The organism is Spirosoma sp. SC4-14 (genome assembly GCF_037201965.1).
Classification (GTDB): Bacteria; Bacteroidota; Bacteroidia; order Cytophagales; family Spirosomataceae; genus Spirosoma.
In genome coordinates, this window is the sequence record NZ_CP147518.1 from 6,592,943 (window position 1) to 6,613,178 (window position 20,236).

Sequence of the window (20,236 nt, forward strand, 5' to 3'; positions counted from 1 at the left end):
TGATAGAGAACCGTAGCACGGTTTCAGCCGAATGACCAGAAAAAGCCAGTATATCCCTGCAATTCACTATGTTAGCTCCTCTGCCAATCACCACTCCCGAGCAAGCGGTTTCTGTTATTCAGTCGAACAATCGTGTGTTTATTCACAGCGTTGCTCAGGCTCCCCATATACTCATCAACGCCATGGTAGCCCAGGCCGACCGGCTGCGTAATGTCGAAATCTGTCATATGCATACCGAAGGGCCGCTGCCCTATCTGAACCCGCAATATCAGCAGTCGTTCAAACCCAATGCGTTCTTTATCGGAGCCAATATGCGGAAACAGCTCAATCAGGGCATTGGCGACTATGTACCGGTTTTCCTGAGCGAAGTTCCGTTGCTGTTTCGTCGTAAAATTCTACCGATCGATGTTGCCCTGATTCAGGTATCGCCACCCGATGCCCATGGCTATTGCTCGCTGGGCCCTTCCGTCGATATATCGCTGGCAGCTCTTCAGTCGGCCAAATACATTATTGCGCAAATCAACCCCCGCGTTCCCCGCACCCACGGCGACGGCCTGATTCCAGCGTCTATTCTGCACGCGGCCATTGAAGTCGACGAGCCAATTTATGAAGTACTGCCAGGTGAAATCAATGCCGACGACCGTAAGATTGGCCAATACATCGCCAGCCTGGTCGACGACGGAGCCACACTTCAACTAGGTATTGGCGGTATTCCAAACGCAACGCTGGCCGAACTGATTCATCACAAACGGCTGGGTATTCATACCGAAATGTTTTCCGACGGCGTCATCGACCTGGTGGAGCGGGGGGTTATCACGGGTGAAGATAAAGTCGTGCTCCCCTATCGCATTGTGTCGGCCTTTGTGATGGGCAGCAAACGGGTCTACGATTTCATCGACGACAATCCCGGCGTAACGATGAAACAGGCCAGCTACACCAACGACACATCCATTATCCGGAGAAATCCAAAAGTAACGGCCATTAACAGCGCTATCGAAATCGACCTGACCGGACAGGTTTGTGCTGATACCATCGGCACCTACCAGTATTCGGGTGTGGGTGGCCAGATGGATTTTGTGCGGGGCGCTTCACTCTCCGAAGGCGGCAAACCGATTATTGCCCTACCCTCCGTAACGAGCAAAGGCCAAAGCAAAATTGTTCCGTTTCTGAAAGAAGGAGCCGGGGTTACAACCACCCGCGCCAACGTACACTACATCGTTACGGAATACGGCATTGCCGATCTATACGGCAAAAACCTCCGCCAGCGTGCCCGTGCCCTGATCAACATTGCCCACCCCAACCACCGCGAAGAACTGGAAAAGCAGGCGTTCGAACGGTTCGGGCATTTGTGAGTTCTACTGATGGTGTTAATCCATGCACTTTTTCTTTTTATCTGCCGCTCAATTATTTCAACTGCTATTAGCTATAAATACAGGAGCAAAATGTGGAAAGCCTAAAATAAAGAAATCCATATACTAACAAGCCCCATTAGTACAGGCCAAATAGGTACTAATGGGGCTTGTTTTGGTATCAATGTATAGAATCCAGCCGCAATTATCAGTGCCAACAATGGCCCGAATGGGTACTCTTATCGTATTCTATCTACGAGCATTGAAATAAAAACCTTTCCGCAGGGGTAAATAACTAAACCTTTCCGCTTTTTCAAGACGGATCAGTTCAATACTTTTTTATGAATCAATTAGAAAACTCAACGACCGGCATGGAATCGCCTGGCATGGACATGCCTGGAGCCGAGTCAACCAATAAAGGCACAACTTCTCGGCGTCAATTTCTTCAGACCGGCGCTTTGGCTGCTACCAGCTTCCTGATTGTTCCGCGTCATGTACTTGGCGGCAAAGGGTTCATTGCGCCCAGCGATAAACTCAATATTGCGGGTGTCGGTTTTGGCGGTAAAGGTTTTAGTGACACCAATAATTCATATAACAACGGAGTCAACAATATTGTCGCCCTTTGCGATGTAGACTGGGGACTGCCGCGTGTTAAAGAAAACTTCACGAAGCACCCGAACGCAAAACGCTATAAAGACTTCCGTGAAATGCTCGATAAAGAAGGAAAAACCATCGATGCAGTAACGGTTTCTACTGCCGACCACACGCACGCCGTTGTGGCGATGGCGGCTATGCAGCGTGGTAAGCACGTATACGTACAAAAACCGCTGACCCACAATATCTACGAAGCCCGCGCTCTAACCGAAGCGGCCCGTAAGTATAAAGTGGTGACGCAAATGGGCAATCAGGGCTCATCGAACCCACAGCAGAAACAGATGGTCGAATGGTTCGATAAAGGCCTGATTGGTAATGTTCATACCGTTTACCTGTGGACAAACCGGCCCGTATGGCCACAAGGTATTCCTGTTCCACAGCCCGCCGAACAAACCCCGGTTGATCTGGATTGGGATCTGTGGCTGGGACCTGCCCAGAAAGTTGGGTATACACCCGCCTATCACCCATTCAAATGGCGTGGCTGGTGGAATTTTGGCGCTGGCGCACTTGGCGACATCGGTTGCCACATCATGGATGTTCCGTTCCGGGTACTGGGCATTGGTTACCCAACCGAAGTAGAAACAAGTATTGGTCAGGTGTTCCTCAAAGACTGGACCCCCGAATACATCCCGGAAGGTTGCCCACCCTCGTCGCATGTAGAATTGAAGTTCCCGGCATCGGCCAAAAATAAATCTGAACTAAAAATGATTTGGATGGATGGCGGTCTTCGCCCCTTCCGTCCAGACATGCTGCCTGAAGGTGAACCGTTCCCTGAAAATGGCGAAAATGGTGTGTTCCTGATTGGCGACAAAGGCCTAATTGCCTGTGGTATGTATGGCGATGATCCAAAACTATATACCAAAAGTGGCCAGAAAATGGAAGCGGCTCCGAAACCAAAATCGGGTTCAGGCATAACCGTATATCCCGAAAACGGCCACCAGGTTCTGTGGACTGAAGCGTGCAAAGCAGGTTTCAATAGCAAAGAGCATAAGGCCCTTACCTCGTCGTTCGACTTTGCCGGACCGCTTACGGAATCGGTACTGATGGGTAATCTGGCCATTCGCAGCTACACTCTCCGTCAGCCAAAAGCCGATGGTAAAGGCTTTACCTATCCGGGCCGCAAACGCCTGACCTGGGATGGCAAGAATATGAAGATTACGAACTTCGACGAAGCTAACCAGTTCGTTAAACGCCAATACCGCGACGGATGGTCGCTGAATGCATAACCAGTACCATTAAAAACAAACATGTACGGGCGATAGAGAAACTCACTTTCTCTATCGCCCGTACATGTTTTGATGAGTATGTATTTCTAACTGTTGGTTCTCACAAACAGGCCCTGCACCATTGTTCGAAGGCGGCCGTTGGCAACATAGGCCCAAATAAGCAGCATATACATCGAAAAATTCTGGTACGATACGGGAAAGGAGGTATTATTGATGTAGTACTGCGTTGCTGTAAAATCGAGCGTTGGCGTAAAGCCCAACAGATTTTCGTAACCAAGCACAAACGTTAACCCCAGCGCATAAAACAGGTACTGCGGTTTCCGAAAGGCCCAGAGAACCGTAGCCAGAAATGTTGCGCCAAAGCCCAGATAATGCTTCCAGCCAAGCGATAAGTCGGTGGTAGTCGCCACAAAAATTGAATACGCCTGTGCGGCTATCAATACGAGTAAAATGAGGCCGTAGCCGTAGAATTCCTTCAATTGCGCACGCTGCATAACCCAAGATCGATCTGAAGAGGAAATTGTACGAATGATAAAAATACAATAAACCTCTTTAAAGACCGACTACATCTGGCTATTTTTTTTGCGAACCTTCATTAAAAAATACTACTAAACCATCTTTTCCGGCCACTATAATGTCATTACGACCGGTTTTGTGCAAATCGGCTACAGCAAAGTAAATACCGGTTCCTTTGCCTACCCCAGCCTCACCATAAGCAATGTTATGTTTGGCAAATTGCTTTTTGGCCACATCCCAGGTAAAATAATAAAGGCCAACCGGATCTTCAGAACCAGGATCATTGCCATTATGCGCCCGAAAACGCTTGCCCGTAATTAATTCAGGACGGCCATCGCCCGTAATATCAATCCACTCAAGACAGTGGTATTGCGAATTTTTATCATCGATCAGGTGTTTCAACCAACTCCGTTTACCCGACGCATCGCGGGTTTGTTCGTACCAGTGCAGCCCGTAACCGTGGCCTTGTCCTACAATGAGGTCATTGAGTTTATCGCCATTTACGTCAGTCACAAGAATAGGAACACTGGCAGTTCCCAGCGTAAACTCGTTATGCAGGGTCCAGGGAGTCGTTGTCCGGTCGGCGGGTGCTTCGAGCCAGCCATCACTAACGATCAGGTCGCCCCGACCATCGCCGTTTATATCGCCAAAGCCCAGCCCATGCCCCTGTTTTGGCGCAACTGTCACGGTATTGAACTGTCCAGGTCCCGTTAGTTTTATATATTTCAAGGGATGATTAGGATTATTGGGGACGATTTCAACAATACCATCGCCGTCGATATCCCAGGCGCGGGTTGTTTCTACATTGCCAACTTTACCAATTTCGTGCAGTGGCCAGGTGTTGTTGCCTTTGCCCGGATTTTCGACCCAGCGGAGCGTCTGATCAAACCAGCCTCCTGTGATAAAGTCCAGACGCCCATCGCCATTCACATCGAGAGGAATGGTCGAAAAATCGTCGTAATACTGGTCTTTTCGGGGCTCGTTGCCAATCAAATGCCGACGTCGGAAACGGGGGCCTTCGTACCAGAAATCGCCCGATACGATATCAAGTGTATCGTTGTTATCGACATCAAACACGCCAACCGACTCATAGCTCTCGGCGGCAACAAAATAGCGTCTGAAATGAAGCGATGGTTCGGGTGGTATCGATCCACAAAAAATCAGCAGGGCAAACAGACTAAGCAGCACTCGTTGCATAAGCGAATTGTCTTTCAGTATGTAGAGAATAGGATTGTATTGTATTTGGAAGTAATTTAAGGACAATTCCTACCCTATCATGCGTAGTCGCTTTCTCCTGATTATAGGCCTGCTGATCAGTTGCCAGACACAGCCCCCATTTCAGTATACGGGTCGAAAACTGGAAGGCGTCAATCTGGTGGCTCCTCCCCGCAGGCCCGACTCACTGGCGTTGGCTCCCGTGCAGGCTATGGGATCCGAATGGGTCGCAATTGTTCCTTATGGCTTTTGCCGGAAAGGCGAAGCGCGTTTTTATTTTAGTGAAAACACGAAAGAACAGCGCAAGTGGCAGTGGTGGGGCGAAACCCCGGAGGGTGTAGCCGGTACGGTTCGGATGGCTCAGCAACAGGGACTGAAAACCATGCTCAAGCCGCACGTATGGATGCAGGGCGGTTCGCACCTCGATCTGGAATTTTCGACCGAAACCGAGTGGCAAACCTTCGAACATGACTATGCGCAGTATGTGCTGCATTTTGCCCGACTGGCCGATTCGCTGAAGGTCGATCTGTTCTGCATCACAACCGAACTGGACCGCTTTGCCGTAGCCCGGCCACATTTCTGGAAAAACCTGATCAAACAAATCCAGCAGGTCTACAAAGGCCCGTTAACCTATGCCGCCAACTGGGATCGTTATGAGCAAATTCCGTTCTGGCCGGACCTGGATTTTATCGGTGTCGATGCTTATTTCCCGCTCTCCGGCAAGCAGGCGCCAACCATAAGCGAACTATCCAGGGGCTGGAAACCGCACCTGAAAGCGTTGCAACAAACTAGTAGTCGGTTCCAGAAACCGGTTCTGTTTACTGAATTTGGCTATCGAAGCTGCAACTACACAGCCCAACGCCCCTGGGAATCAGAAACCGATTGTACGCCAAACCCAGCAGCACAGGCCAATGCCTACAGTGCGTTGCTCGAAACGGTTTGGCCGCAACCGTGGTTTGCGGGTGGATTTGCCTGGAAATGGTTCATGAACGTTGAACCACGCCACCGCGAAGGCGACCAGTATAGCCCACAGAATAAACCCGCTCAGGAAGTTCTGGCAAAAGGCTGGCAGTAGGCCAATTGTTTAAATAGATATAATAAAACAACAATAAATAACACGTTACACAAACCATAGCTTAGCTACCTTTTAGTATACACTTCAACAAAATGACGACTCAACTTGGTAATTCTCTTTACTTTTGCCTTTTGAGTTTATAGTGCTTATTCTGAAATTAATTATTTATGCCTACTTATTACCCTGCAAGCCTAACCTGTAGCTTGTTATTGGTCTATAGCGTTACCGTACCCATTTTTGCTCAGCAGCCAGCAGATCAGCTTCAGCCTACCACCAGTATTTCAGTCAAACTTTCTGACTTTTCACTCCCTCCTCATTCGGTTGAACTAGTCAGTTTAAGCCTGAGTCCAGAAGGTACGTTACACTACCAAACGCTCATGCCCATTGGCGGACGCATGGCTGCAACTACCGATGAGGCTAAGCTAAAAGGAGCCCTCGCACCACCCGCCGGGGTGTATGTATACACCGGCGCCATTGATGCACAAGGACAGACCAAACTCTTACAGGCCGCCGTCTTTGCCCAGCCCGATGCTCGTATTAAAGTAGCTCAGGATACACCAGTGGATTGGGCTGTTTGGGGAACCAAAGCCAGTGATGGGCCTTTGCGGTTGCCTTTTGGAGGTGCTTATGATCAGTTGCTACTACCCACCCTGATTCCTCGACAAGTCAAACGGGTGTCTTTTGCCAGCAATGGTTCGGGTTTAAACTATGCTAACTATAGTCTGTATCCATCGTACCGGATCATCAATCGCTTTATCGATCCAACGAGTGCGCGGCTGGTGAGTCGGTTAGAAGATGTTCCCCTGCAACAGGCTGCCAATCAGGAAAAACTCCCCCGCTATATTCCTGTTGAGGGCGATACGCCCGAAGAACGCGGCCGGGTCATTGCCCTCTCGCCCACACGCTTCGAGGGCATAGCCACCCATTTTGTGGAAGGCGATAAAGGCGCATCGGCAAAAAAAGTTAGTCTGCTAACCTTCGATGAGGCCGGAAATCTGCTCAGCGATCAGGTTATCGACTTCCCCTACAGCCGTAAACTCTCCATGCGACTACCCGTGCATGATCCGGCGGGCCAGATTGTAGGTACCTTTACCGTATTTGCTGACGCAGGCGGTAAGAAAGAGGTTCGCGATCCTGAAGGAAACCGTTTCTCGGTCGTCGTGACTGATGAGAATGGAGGGATATGGAGCCAATTTACCTGGACCAATGGGGAAGGCAGCGAACGGGCTATTCTGCCTACTTACGTACTTCGCCGGGACGATAAGTTGCTGGTGTATAGCTCAAATGGGCAGAAAATGCTCAAGCCTACCGAAGAAAGCTGGCTCATCGACAAAGCCGGTAAAGCTACGTTGGTCAATAGTTTACCGTATGGCCAGATCGCTGATCTGTCGAAAGCAGTGGGTCGGGTCAATGGTGGCCAGCGAACAGGCTGGATGAATTATGCCGGAGGGCAGTATATCGACTCGTTTACGGATAGTAGTGGCGATGTCTGGCTGTTGTTGCAGCGGCAGGCCGATACGCCCGGTGGCAGAGCAGTGGTATCGGAGCCTTCGACCTCTTCGCCCACCTCCAAACTGATTGGCTTTGCTAACAAACTCAATCAGATTGCCAATCAGCCGACACGGGCGGTAGCTCCAGCCACCGTAACGAGTGAATCAGGCAAAACCTACAGCGATCTGTTTGTGCTGCATTTCGACGGGAACCTAAAGCTAAAAGAGCAAACCGTTGTTGCGCTGGAACCAACCCCCGAACCGGTTCGCTTCAAACGGTCTGTACGATCGGCTGGTTCCGATTATGTGTTCAACAACGCGGCCAATACCCGGCTAAGTATGCGGGGTGGCGTCGTATCGGTGCAACGCCTGACGCCTTTGGAGAGCATGCCACTAACCGCGCCCGACCGCGATAATTTTTTGATCGACGAAGCCTCGGGCAAAATTTATGTACTTTATGGAGTACCCAGAAAACCCGGCCTGGCCCAGTTGGCGACCTATATGCTTGACTAAATCGATCCACTAATCGATTTAGTCAAATAACTCCTTTTTTGAGACTGCTCACTTAATGATGGCATAGTCGTAACAAGACGTTTATAACTAGACATACTTCTCGACCGCGCCACTGTTTCGCGAGCAGTCTCCAGTTTTCATCAATCATCGACTAATACAGGTGAGCTATTCTGAACAGAAAATATAACTCACCCCACCAGCGACTTCCGATAGGCACTAGGCGTTTGACCCGTTACGTCGCGGAAGGTTTTGTTAAAATGTGACAGGTTGTTGAAACCAACGGCAAAACCTACATCGGCAACTGTGCGCGACGACTGGAGCATTCGCCGGGCCTGATTGACCCGATACTCATTCACAAAATCCGTAAACGTCAGTTGGGTCATGCGCTTGAAGTAACGGCAAAAAGCCGGAACTGTCAGACTGGCCAGATCGGCCACCTGACGAATATCCAACGGTCTGGCATAATGATGCTCCACATAGTGGCACACACGGTTGATACGTTCCTGCTCTTTGGGGTTGAGGTCGAACTGAACACCATCGGCATGAAGAGGCTCTACGTCCAGCGCATCGGCCAATTGTTTCAATACCCGCAGGAGAGTTAGCATCCGTTCGTAGGGCGGCTGCTCAGGCAATTGCTTTAGCGAAGGAGCCACCAGTTGTTTCGTATGCGTACCAAATACCAATCCAACGTGCGACCGTTCGAACAAGCGCCGAATGCTGGCCAGTTCGGGCCGTTGCAGAAAGGATTCGCCCAGAAAGTCCTCACGTAGCTGCACAACAATTTCCTCAAACTGGCCTTTCTTGCCAGAGCTAAAGTTGAGGTGCGGCAAATTAGGCCCAATAAACGCTAGTTCGCCTTCTTCATAATACGACACATTGGTACCTACCCGACGACGGCCATTGCCAAACGGGATGTAAACAATTTCGTATTCGGGATGATAATGCCAGTAGACCCGACACGTTTCAGGCTCTGTATGATGCACAACCCGGAACGAACTCCCCGCTTCGGGTTCAATCTTTTCGAACTGAAGTTTCATAACAGAAGGTGACTGGCCGATGCGTTTTCAGGCTCCTGATTTGTTCTATTTTGTCGGCCCACCGACAAATGAAAGAAACCGCACACGGCTTTAAAACGTTTATAAGTCAACAGAGTGCTAACACGAAACAGCATGAAACGAATTCATTTATTTGCGCTAAGCCTGCTCATCCTGACAGGCTGCGCACAAGGTCAGTCGAAAGACTATACATTCGCCAAACTTCCGGCACCCAAATCGGGCGAAGCTGTAGCTACGTTTGCAGGCGGCTGCTTTTGGGCCATGGAAGAAGGCATGAACCAGCTTAAAGGCGTTCACAAAGTTATTTCGGGCTATGCCGGTGGCACAACCAAAAACCCAACTTACGAACAGGTCTGCACCGACCAGACTGGTCATGCCGAATCGGTACAGGTTTATTACGACCCTAAAGTAATTACCTATCCGCAGTTGCTGGATGCCTTTTTTGCGGGCCATGACCCCACCACACTAAACCGTCAGGGCCCCGACGTTGGCCGCGACTATCGCTCGATGATTTTTTACCGGACACCCGCCGAAAAAGCCGAAATCGAGGCCGCTATCAAACGGGTCAACGAGTCGGGTCATTACAGTGGTAAGGTTGTAACGGAGGTGGAGCCGTTTAAAGTTTTCTACCCAGCCGAAAATTATCACCAGAACTATTTTGCGCTGCACCCCGACCAGCCCTACATCCAGCGGGTGTCGCTGCCGAAGGTCGAAAAACTTCGGAAAGCAATGGCTGGACACCTCAAAAATAATACGGGGTTAACAATGAATGAATAACCACTGGAATAAATAGGTTAATAGACCATTAGTTACGGATAATAGATAAACAAAATAGCCAGCGTTTGCTGGCTATTTTTGCATTATGAATACAACCCTTTCGGTCAATAAGTCCCCCAGGAATCCGTTTATTCGCAACCTGCTGACATTTTTCCTGAATCGGCGTGCGCTGGCTATTGGATTGGTGTTTGCCTCCGATAGCCTATTGTTGGGTAGCTGGGTAGCTCATATACCCCACGTAAAGGCCAAACTACACCTGTCGGATGTCGATTTAGGGCTTACGCTCTTTGCGATGCCCGTGGGCTTATTGATTATGAACCCACTAACCGGCTGGGTTATTAGTAAACTGGGCGAAGCCAAAGCCTGCTTCTGGTCGGCAGTTGGGCTGGCACTCTGCGTACTCATTCCGATCAATGCACCAAACCAGTTCATATTGGCTGGGGGTTTGTTGCTGATGGGCCTTTGTACGGCGCTCATCAACGTCGCCATGAATACCTGCGCAACTAACCTCGAACGCGCCGAAAACATTGTGATTATGTCGGCCTGCCACGGTATGTGGAGTTTGGGCGGTCTGCTCGGATCGGGGATCGCCGGTGTTGTCATTGCGATGCATATGCTGCCTGCGGTTCACGTAGCGGTCATGTCGGGATTGATATTGATGCTGACATTTGCATTACAGCCTATTCTGGCACGGATTCCATCGAGCAGCCGAACCGAAACCGGCGAAAAGAGCGGTTCATCCTTTGTTCGTCCGAATGTTGACCTGCTACTGATGATTCTGATTGGACTGGCGCTCGCCATGGGCGAGGGGGCAGCTTTCGACTGGAGTGCGGTCTATCTGCGCGAAACCCTTGGTGCCAGCAGCCAGGTAGCAGCTCTTGGCTTTGGGAGTTTCTCGCTAATGATGACCAGTTTCCGGTTTGTAGGCGATGCTATTCTGGTTCGAATTGGTGGTAAACGCTGGCTTCAAATCGGTGGAGTAATGGCTGCTTTGGGCCTTCTGTTAGCTATTGTTTTGCCCTATCCAACTACGGCTCTGCTTGGCTTTGCCATACTGGGAGCTGGCTGTTCGCTGGGAGCACCGGTTTTGTATGCAGCCTCCATGCGCGTACCGGGTATTCCGCCAGCGGCTGGTCTGGCCACGTTTGCTACCTTTAGCTTCATTGGCTTTCTGGCGGGTCCCCCCTTAATTGGATTCGTAGCCGAAGCATTCGGACTTTACTATGGGCTCGGGTTTGTGGCTATTATGCTGTTCATCTCGGCCGGATTAGGCAAACTCGTCAAACTTTTTTAGGCAATCGTCATTGATCAGTAGTTATTAGTGCCGACAGTACTAATAACTACTGACTACCATCCAATACACATCTTTAGTATGAAAGCAGTAATTTTTGATATGGATGGGGTTATCGTTGATACGAACCCGCATCACCGCGCAGCCTGGCGCGAGTATTACCAGCGCAATGGAAAAACCTTAAGCGATAGCGATTTTATTCAGTACGTTTCTGGCAAACATAACAACGATATTGTTGCTCATCTGTTTGCCGGTCAAACGCTTACGCCTGAAGAAACCCTTCGGCTCGCTCATGAGAAAGAAGCGCTGTTTCGCGACATCTATCGGCCGGTCATTACCCCGGTTCCGGGTCTGATCGATTTTCTGAAAACGCTGAAAACAGCCGGCATCCATACGGCCGTAGCTACCTCGGCCCCGGTCGAAAATCTCAATTTTGTGATCGAAGCGCTTGGTCTGAACGCTTATTTCGACGCACTGCTGAACGAAAGTATGGTTAGCCATCCAAAACCCGATCCTGAAATCTACCAGAAAGCGATGACCATGCTGGGTGTTGATCCGGCTGATAGTGTCATTTTCGAAGATTCCATGACCGGTATTCAGGCTGCCAAAGCCTCGGGGGCACGGGTCGTTGGCGTAGCCACTACGCAAACGCCCGACGAACTGCGCCCCTTTGTCGACGATGTCATCCGGGACTTTAGCGAGATGTCACTCGATCGGGCGCAGCAGTTGGTTAACGTTTTTTAACGTGAATTTTACCATCTTCTACGGCAAAAAATGTAACTTTACGGAGAACTGTGCAGAACCTGTGCCACCGCGCCGAGCAGTGGCACAGGTTGTTTTTATAAGCTGTATGCGTCACCTGACTGTTGTTTGTCTGATCCTGTTGATTATAGTTGCTGAGCGGAATACCGCATGGGCACAAGGCAAATATGTTATTGGTACGGTAGTGGATCAAACCAGCAAAAAACCGGTCGATAAAGTTACGGTTGTCAATCAACGTACCCGTCAGCGTGCCCGTACCAACACAACCGGTCGGTTCTTTATTACGGCCCAACCCGGCGATTCGCTTATTCTGACCAGCCAACTCTATAACCGTACTGGCATTCGCTACGACGGCTCCGAAAATCCGACCATTACAGCCCTGGCGCTTCCGCCAATGCCTTATCGCGTGGTAGACCTCGACGAGGTTACCGTAACGGGCAAACGCTATGAAGAAGTGAAGCAGGAGATTCAGCAACTGCTCGATGAACCTGTTGCGTCTAAAAAAGTAACCGGCGAACAGGCTTTCGACCGAATTGCCGACGGAGCAGGGGTAACACTACTCTATGAGCTATTTGCCAAACGACCCAAAACCGACCGTAAAGCCTATTACATCATGCAGCAGGACCGACGTCATGCGCTGGCGACCGAACGGTTTCGGCTGCTGGTTGAGCAATCGACCGACGTTAAAGCCGACGAAATAGACCGCTTCTTCGACTACTGCGACTTAGATGATGAGTTTTTACTGAAAGCATCGGACTACGACCTGATCAATACAATTCAGCAGCTTCGTAATCGCTATCGTAGTGGTGTTCATCGTCCTGGCCGTATTGCTCCCGATCCGGAAAACACGCCTAAACAACCGTAAGGCAAATTCATGGTTTCGGTGTCAATTACCTCGGTTTCTCTTCTTTGGCAGGCCGTAACAATCCACGGGCAATAGCTTCCGGTTTTGATTTTGGTGTTGTAAAGCGAAGCAAGGTTGCCGTCGGATACGACGAACGAGGAGGGCGCATTACCAGCAACTGGTAGGATCGAGTGCCAATGATCAGGTTATAATACACCATATTTCCCGATTCCTGAGCCAGTCCCCAGTTCGCTACAGGTGCTTCGGCCAGCAACGAAGCGTCTTCCTTCGTAAGAGCCGCATAAGCCGTATCGGGCTGAAACTGTTTACCGGTTACGCTTTCAATAACCGATACTACGGCCGGCGGTGTCGTGGCAGGAGGTGTATTCTGCGCTGTTATCGACGCTCCCATCATTAACAACGGTATTACAACTAGTCTTTTCATAACGTTTATATCACTATTTTGAGCCGAATTCAGGGCTTTAGCTTTCCCTAAAAGTCATTTTATGAAGGCTCTTATTGTATATAAACGCAAAACAGAAGCGAAAGGCCCTGATCAAACGCTTTTTTGTTGTCATTTGCCATCAGGTATTGGCAACCATCTAATGACCAAGCACCATTACTGAATCACCAACGCATATCTCACCGCCCTGAACAACTTTAGCCGTCATACCACCATGACCACGCATGGCATTATAGCCACCTGGCCCAAGTGCCGTTTCCATCTTCGAACAGGGATGGCATTGCCCCGTAACGAGAAGGATCACATCGCCAATCTGTATCCGATGGTCTTTCAGAGCCAGTAAGTTGAGACCCGAGACCACAATATTACGCCGTAGAACAGCAGGGTCAAGCGTCGATCGGCCGGTCAGAGCAGCCACTACGGGCAAATGCTCGGCCTGAATCAACGTCACGTGCCGATTGCCACTTTGCCCGCTATAGTGATCGCCAATCAATCCTTTCTTTTCCGAAGCCGAAATAGAATCAACTACCTCTATAGGCCCGCGTCGTTCGGGACGTATGCCGATCCAGTCAACTCGTCCCGAATGAGGGAAGACCTCGAATAAGTCTTTGATGTTTTCCATACAAGCTATTTTAACAACTCTTTCAACGCATTCATTTCGGTAGTAGGAGCCGCTTTATCGTAGAGAATATTGTAAACCGCATCGACAATAGGCATCTTAACCGCAAACCGACGGTTGATTTCGTAGATACTTTTAACAGCATAATAGCCTTCGGCAATCATATTCATTTCGGCCTGCGCCGACTGAATGGTATAGCCTCGCCCAATAAGCGTCCCAAACGTTCGGTTACGGCTAAAGGGCGAATAGGCCGTAACGAGCAAATCGCCCAGGTACGCCGACCCGCTCAGATCGCGGTGCCAGGCATGAATGGAATCCACAAAACGCCGGATCTCCTGCATTGCATTTGATACCAGCACGGCCTGAAAATTATCGCCATAGCCCAATCCACGCGTAATGCCGCAGGCAAGTGCAATAATGTTTTTCATTACGGCGCTGTATTCGATGCCATAAATATCGTCGACGGGCGTGGTTTTCACGAACCGGCACCGAAGCAGATTAGCCACGTTTTCGGCACAAACTGGGTCGGGGGATGCAATGGTGAGGTACGAATATTTTTCGAGGGCGACTTCTTCGGCGTGGCAGGGGCCGGCAATGACCGACATGCGTTCGACGGGAACGGCATACTGCTCGCTAACCCAGTCTGTAACGAGCTTATTCGCTCCCGGAATCATCCCTTTAATGGCCGAAATAACGTATTTACCGCTAAAGTGTTCGGGTTTGATTCCGGTTAGGGCATCGGCAACAAAAGCGGCCGGAACCGCCAACACAACATACTGACTATCCCGAAAAGCTTCCCGAATTTTTGTGCAGACTTTCACCTTCCGGGTGTTGATCTGAACATCGCTCAGGTAGCTTGGGTTATGACCAAATTTTTTGATGTGCTCCGCATCCGACTCTTTACGAAGCCACCATTTAATACTGACGTTGTTTTCAGAAAGAATTTTGACGAGTGCCGTCGCCCAGCTTCCTCCCCCTACCATCGTCAGCCGAATGGGTTGCGCTACTTTCATGTGGTAAAGAACGGAAGAAAGCCCGTGCAGGGCAAATTTCCGTATCGCCCGGCGCGTTGCTCATTTACCGATTAGTAAGTCATTCTACCCTAAAAAAATCTGGCGGTGGATAGTTCACTGGCTTTTCACATCTTTGCTCCTGCTCACGCCGTAATACTACTATAAATCTGACACTTACCTACCCATGGAAGCATTCCTGCTGCTGGTTTTGATCGTTCTGGTCATTGTAGCAAATAGTCGCTTTGGGGCTGTTCGCCACCTGCTCGAAAATCAACGTGCCGATATCAATAACCTTCGGGCCGACCTGCTTAAATTTCGGGATGAATTACTTCATACGGCGTCAGTTGTGTCGCCTGAATCCGTAACGGAACCCCTGGTCGATCAGGCATCGGTTTCGGAAGCGTCCATCCCGCCAATTCCTGTTCCGGATCTATCGACTCCACCATTAATCATACAGGCAACCGAGCCAGTAACGCCAATAGTACTCCCTTCGGAGGTTACACCAGACCCTGAACCACAGCTTCCGGTAAATCAGCCCATTCGCCGAACCGAGCCTGTTCCTTCGTTTTTTCAGCGATTTCTGGCCGAAAACCCCGATCTGGAAAAGTTCATCGGTGAGAACCTTATCAACAAAATTGGCATTGCCATTCTGGTTGCGGGTATTGGCTATTTCGTAAAGTTTGCCATCGATCAGCACTGGATCAACGAAATTGGTCGCGTCCTGATCGGCATTATGGCGGGTGGTTTATTGCTTGGGTTAGCCCACCGATTGCGCAATTCGTTCACGGCATTCAGTTCGGTTTTGGTAGCAGGCGGCCTGTCGGTGCTATATTTTACCATTGCCATTGCCTTTTCGGAGTATAAGATTTTTAGCCAGACGGCCGCTTTTCTTCTGATGGTTGTTATCACAGGGTTTGCCGTACTGCTCTCTATTATCTACAACCGGTCGGCCCTGGCCGTTATGTCGCTCATGGGTGGGTTTGCCACTCCGTTTATGGTTAGCTCGGGTCAGGGAAATTACATTGTTCTGCTAACCTATCTGCTCGTCCTCGACTGCGGTATGCTGGTACTCGCTTATTTCAAGAAGTGGAACATCGTTCATTTTGTCGCCTATGGTTTCACGGTGCTGCTCTATGGGTTATGGCTCAGTTTGGAGGTTGCCGGTGTAACGAATGCGCCTTATGTTGGCGCACTGCTCTTTGCCACGGCTTTCTACCTGGTCTTCATGGCCATGAATCTGATTTATAACCTAAAAGAAAAAGCGCGTTTCTCAGCCGTAGAGATCGGTTTACTCATGAGCAATACGGCTTTTTATTATACGGCTGGCATGGTCATTCTGGCCAACGTGCAACAGGGCGCCTACCAGGGTTTGTTTACGGTAGGGCTGGCCGTGTTTAATCTGGGACTTGCAACGTTCCTTTACCGACGCGAAGCCATTGACCGCACCCTGATCTATTTGCTGATCGGTCTGGTCATTACGTTTGCCAGCCTGACCATTCCGGTGCAACTGGATGGGAATTTTATTACTATGTTCTGGGCGCTGGAAGCCGTTCTGCTGTTGTGGCTATCCCAACGGTCGGGGCTAACACTGGTGGCAACCAGTTCGGTTATAGTTCTGGGGCTAATGCTGATTAGCCTGACAATGGATTGGTCGCAGTTGTATCTGACAAATGCAGTTCCGGCACAGCCTCGCCTGCCGGTTATTCTGAACAAAGCCTTTATCACAAGCAGCATTGCCATTCTTAGCCTACTGATAACCAGACGATTACTGAAGCAACAAACGGAACCCTTCCGGTTTTGGCCTGGCAATTTACCGGTAACGGTCTACAACCGGCTTATTGGCTATCTGCTGGTACTGGTTTGCTACCTAAGTGGCGCTTACGAAACCGATTATCAACTGGTCGAGCAGTTTGGATTCAGCGTCAATCATACCTTATTGCTCGGAACCTATAACCTCGGCTTTGCTTTTGGTATTCTGCTATTTGCCTACCGAAATCAGGTACGGAGCTGGATGATACAGGCCTCTCTACTGGGTGCGCTGATGGTACTGCTCTACATTACACTCTTCAATCCGGCCGTTATGGAACTGCTGGGCGGATATTTTCAGGGAACAGAAGGTAGCCTGGCTGGCTATTTTGCTCATTATCTGAGTCTGCTGTTCTTAACGGGTATTTTGTTTTTGCTCGACACGTTCCGTCGATCTCTGGCTCACTTACCTACCCTGATCAATCGGTGCTGGCCGTGGGTTCTGGGCTTTGTGATTGTTTATACGGCCAGTGCTGAATTGTTTGCCCATATCATTTATTTCAATTTTTCGGAAGTCGACATTGTGCATCAGCCTGCCCAGCGTATTGCCATGAACAACCGCTATTATTCACTTCTGACCCAAACCAGCAAGGTAGGCTTACCTATACTCTGGGGGCTTTGCGCCTTCGGGTTTATGTATCTGGGTTTATCGCACCGAAATCGGGCATACCGAATCATGTCGCTTAGTTTATTCGCTATAACGCTCTTCAAACTGTTTTTTTATGATCTTCAGGGTATTTCGGAAGGCGGACGCATTGCTGCGTTTATTTCGCTTGGCGTACTATTATTGATTATTTCGTTTATGTATCAGCGCATCAAACGGCTTATCTTGTCCAACGATTCTACTCCACCTGCTCCTGAACTATGATTCTGCGTTTTTGGCTGGTAGCCGGTTGTGTGTTGATAACGTCCGTAATCCGGGCACAGTCGTTCCGGTTGCAGGCTCGTGTCGATACGGTTCGCCAATCGGGTTATTACCGTATTCTGCTTCCGGTTGATGTGGTTGGGCAACTTAACCCAAACCTGACCGACATTCGGCTATTCGCCAGCCAGCAGGAAATACCTTATCTGTTGGTTCAGAAACCGCCCGTTCCCGCAACCCGATTTGTAGAATACGAGTTGGCAATGAGAACCATTCAGCCTCATGCCAGCACAACACTACTGATCCGCAATCGGGCAAAGAGCCGAATCAGCTCGCTGGCGCTGGTTATTCGGAATACGAACGTGCGCAAAAAATTGCGATTGAGCGGTAGTACGGATACTCAAAACTGGTATGCCATCGACGATGAAATCTGGCTCGAACCCAATTCGGGCCATGCAGCCCCAACTGACACCCTTACGATTCATTTTCCCGTAAATGATTACGAATATTATCAGTTGGTTCTCAACGATTCGATCAGCACGCCGTTAAATATTCTTCGCATTGGCTATTACCAATCAACAGCGCAACGGGGGACTTATTCGGTACTACCCAACCTCTTGCTATCGCAACGCGACAGCAGCAATCAGAAGACCTATATTCGCCTTAGCCGAGCCACGGCTACCCATTTCGACAAACTCATTTTTGTCCTGAATCAATCAACTCCTTTCCACCGCCGGGCAGAAGTGGGTTTGATTACTACCCGAAAAAAAAAGCATGGCCATATCGAAAAATGGTTTGAGCCCATCCGGTCGATCGAACTCAGTTCGGCCGATAGTAACGTTGTCTATCTGCCGGGCATAAAAACCAAAGATCTATATGTAGTTATCGACAATGGCGACAGTCCGCCCCTTTCATTGAGGACAATTAAGGCATATCAGTTAACAACCTATTTACTTGCCAGCCTAACAGCAGGCACCACATATCATCTTCGTTTTTCGGCTTCCGGTGCCCCCGCACCCACGTATGACCTATCCTATTTCAGGGCAAACCTACCCGTTGCCCCCCCTATTATTGGCGTTGGCCCCACAACGACACTTTCTCCAGACACAAAAAAAGCGGTGCTCTGGTTTAGCGACAGTCGCATTATCTGGCCAGTATTAGGATTGGTATTGTTGCTACTTGGCTTCTTCTCATACCGAATGCTCAATGAAGTAAGTCAGCGAACCGTTCGTTGATCTGATAACGCATTCTCCAGTTTAAACACCCAGGCATATTGACAGGGAATGGTAGCCGGTGTAACGGCAGGCGGAACAATGCTATTGCCTTTCATCGCTATTGTACCGTTAAAACCCAACAACGACACACGGGTCGGTTTCTTTATTGCCGGTATGGCAATAGGCTGTGTGGGCCACTCCGTGCAGATGGCGTATAAATCATTGCCCTTTCTGGTAAAAAATAGCCTGGTATCTTTCGTTACTTTGGGTGCGTTTTCCCAGGCCCGGCTCTTGTAAATAGCATCGCCATTTACAGCCAGCCAGTCGCCAATGTCGTGCAGTCGTTGCTGCATAATAACCGGAATTCGTCCATCGGCGGTTGGACCAATATTGAGTAACAGGTTGCCACCCCGCGCAACCTTATCGATCAAAATACCGATCAGTTGCCTGGAGGTCGAATAATCGTCCAGAATCTCGGCCCGGTTATAGCCAAACGACGAACCAATACCCCGGCACTCTTCCCACGGGCGTGCAAACTTCACGCCTTCCGAATTGCCATCGTGAATCAGATCATATTCAGTTGTAAAGATACCGCCATGTTTGGAGCGGGTTTCTTTACCCCACCGGTCGTTGACAACCACGTCGTTTTTCACGGGCGAATCGTTATAGAGCCACGCCAGAAATTCGGTGCTTTTCCAAACTTCGCTCGGGTGGTCCCACTCGCCATCGGTCCAGAGAATATCGGGTTTGTAGCGCGTAACGAGGTCTTTCATCTGCGGAATCATGTGGTTATCCACATAGGCATTCACATCACTTTTGTAGAGCGGATTGAACCATTCATAGAGCGAGTAGTAATAGCCCATTCGGAGACCTTTATCGCGTACGGATTTGATCAGATCGCCCGCCAGATCGCGGTGTGGTCCAACATCCACGGCATTCCAGTTCCACGACTGTGCACTGGGCCATAGGGTGAAACCTTCGTGGTGTTTGCTGGTTAAAACCACATAGCGTGCCCCGGAGCGTTTAAGTATATCGGCCCACTCGTCGGGTTTGAAGAGTTCGCACGTAAAGCCTTCCGCAAAATCCTGGTATTTAAAATTTTTACCATAAACCCGATCCTGAAATTTGGTAAAAATCGGATAAGCTGGGCTTTTCGGGTCGGTCGATTTCCACCAGTACCATTCGGCATACCGGTCATATACACCAACGCCATCGCGGGCGGTTGGGCCAAAGGCCGGAACCGAAAACAGCCCCCAGTGAATGAAAATACCGAATTTAGCATCTTCGAACCAGCCCGGAACCGGTCGGCTGTCGATAGATTCCCAGGTAGGCTTGTATTGTGCATTCACGCCAGAAAGGAAAGCACAGCAAAAAATAACTAACAATAAACGTTTCATGAGTCGTCACTGCTTTTACAGAAAAGCAAAAACGGCAGACTATATACCAAATAAATGTTTAGAGACTGATAACTCCTGATAGGATGGCACTGCCA

The 20,236-nt window shown here is 49.6% G+C and carries 17 protein-coding genes; 10 read left to right on the plus strand and 7 right to left on the minus strand.

Annotated elements, in window-relative coordinates:
• Window positions 1-68 precede the first annotated feature (68 nt).
• A complete protein-coding gene (locus WBJ53_RS27200) occupies window positions 69-1,352 on the plus strand; it encodes an acetyl-CoA hydrolase/transferase C-terminal domain-containing protein (protein WP_338872140.1) in 1,284 nt (427 codons plus the stop codon).
• A gap of 383 nt (window positions 1,353-1,735) precedes the next feature.
• The gene (locus tag WBJ53_RS27205; protein WP_338877242.1) at window positions 1,736-3,229 is read left to right on the plus strand and encodes a Gfo/Idh/MocA family oxidoreductase; all 1,494 of its coding nucleotides are present in this window, start codon (window positions 1,736-1,738) and stop codon (window positions 3,227-3,229) included.
• An 86-nt stretch (window positions 3,230-3,315) separates the two neighbouring features.
• Here the strand turns inward: WBJ53_RS27205 and WBJ53_RS27210 are convergent, their stop codons facing one another.
• Window positions 3,316-3,723 (minus strand): hypothetical protein, encoded by a 408-nt coding sequence (locus WBJ53_RS27210; RefSeq protein WP_338872142.1) that lies wholly within the window; start codon window positions 3,721-3,723, stop codon window positions 3,316-3,318.
• Between the two features lie 79 nt (window positions 3,724-3,802).
• Window positions 3,803-4,942 carry a VCBS repeat-containing protein gene (locus WBJ53_RS27215; protein ID WP_338872144.1) on the minus strand — a complete coding sequence of 380 codons (1,140 nt, stop codon included), beginning with the start codon at window positions 4,940-4,942 and terminating at the stop codon, window positions 3,803-3,805.
• 79 nt (window positions 4,943-5,021) lie between these two features.
• Here WBJ53_RS27215 and WBJ53_RS27220 point away from each other — a divergent pair, with 79 nt between their 5' ends.
• A complete protein-coding gene (locus tag WBJ53_RS27220) occupies window positions 5,022-6,035 on the plus strand; it encodes a hypothetical protein (RefSeq protein ID WP_338872146.1) in 1,014 nt (337 codons plus the stop codon).
• A 167-nt stretch (window positions 6,036-6,202) separates the two neighbouring features.
• Window positions 6,203-8,038 carry a hypothetical protein gene (locus WBJ53_RS27225; RefSeq protein ID WP_338872148.1) on the plus strand — a complete coding sequence of 612 codons (1,836 nt, stop codon included), beginning with the start codon at window positions 6,203-6,205 and terminating at the stop codon, window positions 8,036-8,038.
• A 188-nt stretch (window positions 8,039-8,226) separates the two neighbouring features.
• Here the strand turns inward: WBJ53_RS27225 and WBJ53_RS27230 are convergent, their stop codons facing one another.
• Window positions 8,227-9,075 (minus strand): AraC family transcriptional regulator, encoded by an 849-nt coding sequence (locus tag WBJ53_RS27230; protein WP_338872150.1) that lies wholly within the window; start codon window positions 9,073-9,075, stop codon window positions 8,227-8,229.
• Between the two features lie 132 nt (window positions 9,076-9,207).
• On the opposite strand from WBJ53_RS27230, the gene msrA reads away from it, so the two are divergent.
• The 4 genes from msrA (at window position 9,208) to WBJ53_RS27250 (ending at window position 12,788) form a co-directional block, all read left to right on the plus strand.
• The gene (gene msrA, locus WBJ53_RS27235) at window positions 9,208-9,870 is read left to right on the plus strand and encodes a peptide-methionine (S)-S-oxide reductase MsrA (RefSeq protein WP_338872153.1); all 663 of its coding nucleotides are present in this window, start codon (window positions 9,208-9,210) and stop codon (window positions 9,868-9,870) included.
• Window positions 9,871-9,955: 85 nt separating this feature from the next.
• Entirely contained in the window at window positions 9,956-11,164 is a 1,209-nt protein-coding gene (locus WBJ53_RS27240; RefSeq protein WP_338872155.1) for an MFS transporter, read from the plus strand.
• Window positions 11,165-11,242: 78 nt separating this feature from the next.
• Window positions 11,243-11,905, plus strand: a complete 663-nt coding sequence (locus tag WBJ53_RS27245; RefSeq protein WP_338872157.1) for an HAD family phosphatase — start codon at window positions 11,243-11,245, stop codon at window positions 11,903-11,905.
• Between the two features lie 106 nt (window positions 11,906-12,011).
• Window positions 12,012-12,788, plus strand: coding sequence for a hypothetical protein (locus WBJ53_RS27250; protein WP_338872159.1), 777 nt, complete (start codon window positions 12,012-12,014; stop codon window positions 12,786-12,788).
• A gap of 25 nt (window positions 12,789-12,813) precedes the next feature.
• On the opposite strand, the gene WBJ53_RS27255 is transcribed toward WBJ53_RS27250, so the two are convergent.
• From WBJ53_RS27255 to WBJ53_RS27265, 3 genes are all read right to left on the minus strand, one after another.
• Window positions 12,814-13,212 (minus strand): hypothetical protein, encoded by a 399-nt coding sequence (locus tag WBJ53_RS27255; protein ID WP_338872161.1) that lies wholly within the window; start codon window positions 13,210-13,212, stop codon window positions 12,814-12,816.
• A 157-nt stretch (window positions 13,213-13,369) separates the two neighbouring features.
• Window positions 13,370-13,852, minus strand: coding sequence for an MOSC domain-containing protein (locus WBJ53_RS27260; protein ID WP_338872163.1), 483 nt, complete (start codon window positions 13,850-13,852; stop codon window positions 13,370-13,372).
• Between the two features lie 5 nt (window positions 13,853-13,857).
• Window positions 13,858-14,862, minus strand: coding sequence for an NAD(P)H-dependent glycerol-3-phosphate dehydrogenase (locus tag WBJ53_RS27265; protein WP_338872165.1), 1,005 nt, complete (start codon window positions 14,860-14,862; stop codon window positions 13,858-13,860).
• A gap of 184 nt (window positions 14,863-15,046) precedes the next feature.
• Between WBJ53_RS27265 and WBJ53_RS27270 the strand changes: the two genes are divergently transcribed.
• Together WBJ53_RS27270 and WBJ53_RS27275 are read left to right on the plus strand one after the other, a co-directional pair.
• Complete coding sequence (locus WBJ53_RS27270; protein WP_338872167.1) at window positions 15,047-17,536, plus strand: DUF2339 domain-containing protein; 2,490 nt, start codon at window positions 15,047-15,049, stop codon at window positions 17,534-17,536.
• Entirely contained in the window at window positions 17,533-18,765 is a 1,233-nt protein-coding gene (locus tag WBJ53_RS27275; RefSeq protein ID WP_338872169.1) for a hypothetical protein, read from the plus strand. Before WBJ53_RS27270 ends, WBJ53_RS27275 begins: the two co-directional genes overlap by 4 nt.
• Here the strand turns inward: WBJ53_RS27275 and WBJ53_RS27280 are convergent.
• On the minus strand, window positions 18,747-20,141 hold the full coding sequence (locus WBJ53_RS27280; protein ID WP_338872171.1) for an alpha-L-fucosidase: 1,395 nt from the start codon (window positions 20,139-20,141) through the stop codon (window positions 18,747-18,749). The genes WBJ53_RS27275 and WBJ53_RS27280 overlap by 19 nt on opposite strands.
• Between the last annotated feature and the right edge of the window lie 95 nt (window positions 20,142-20,236).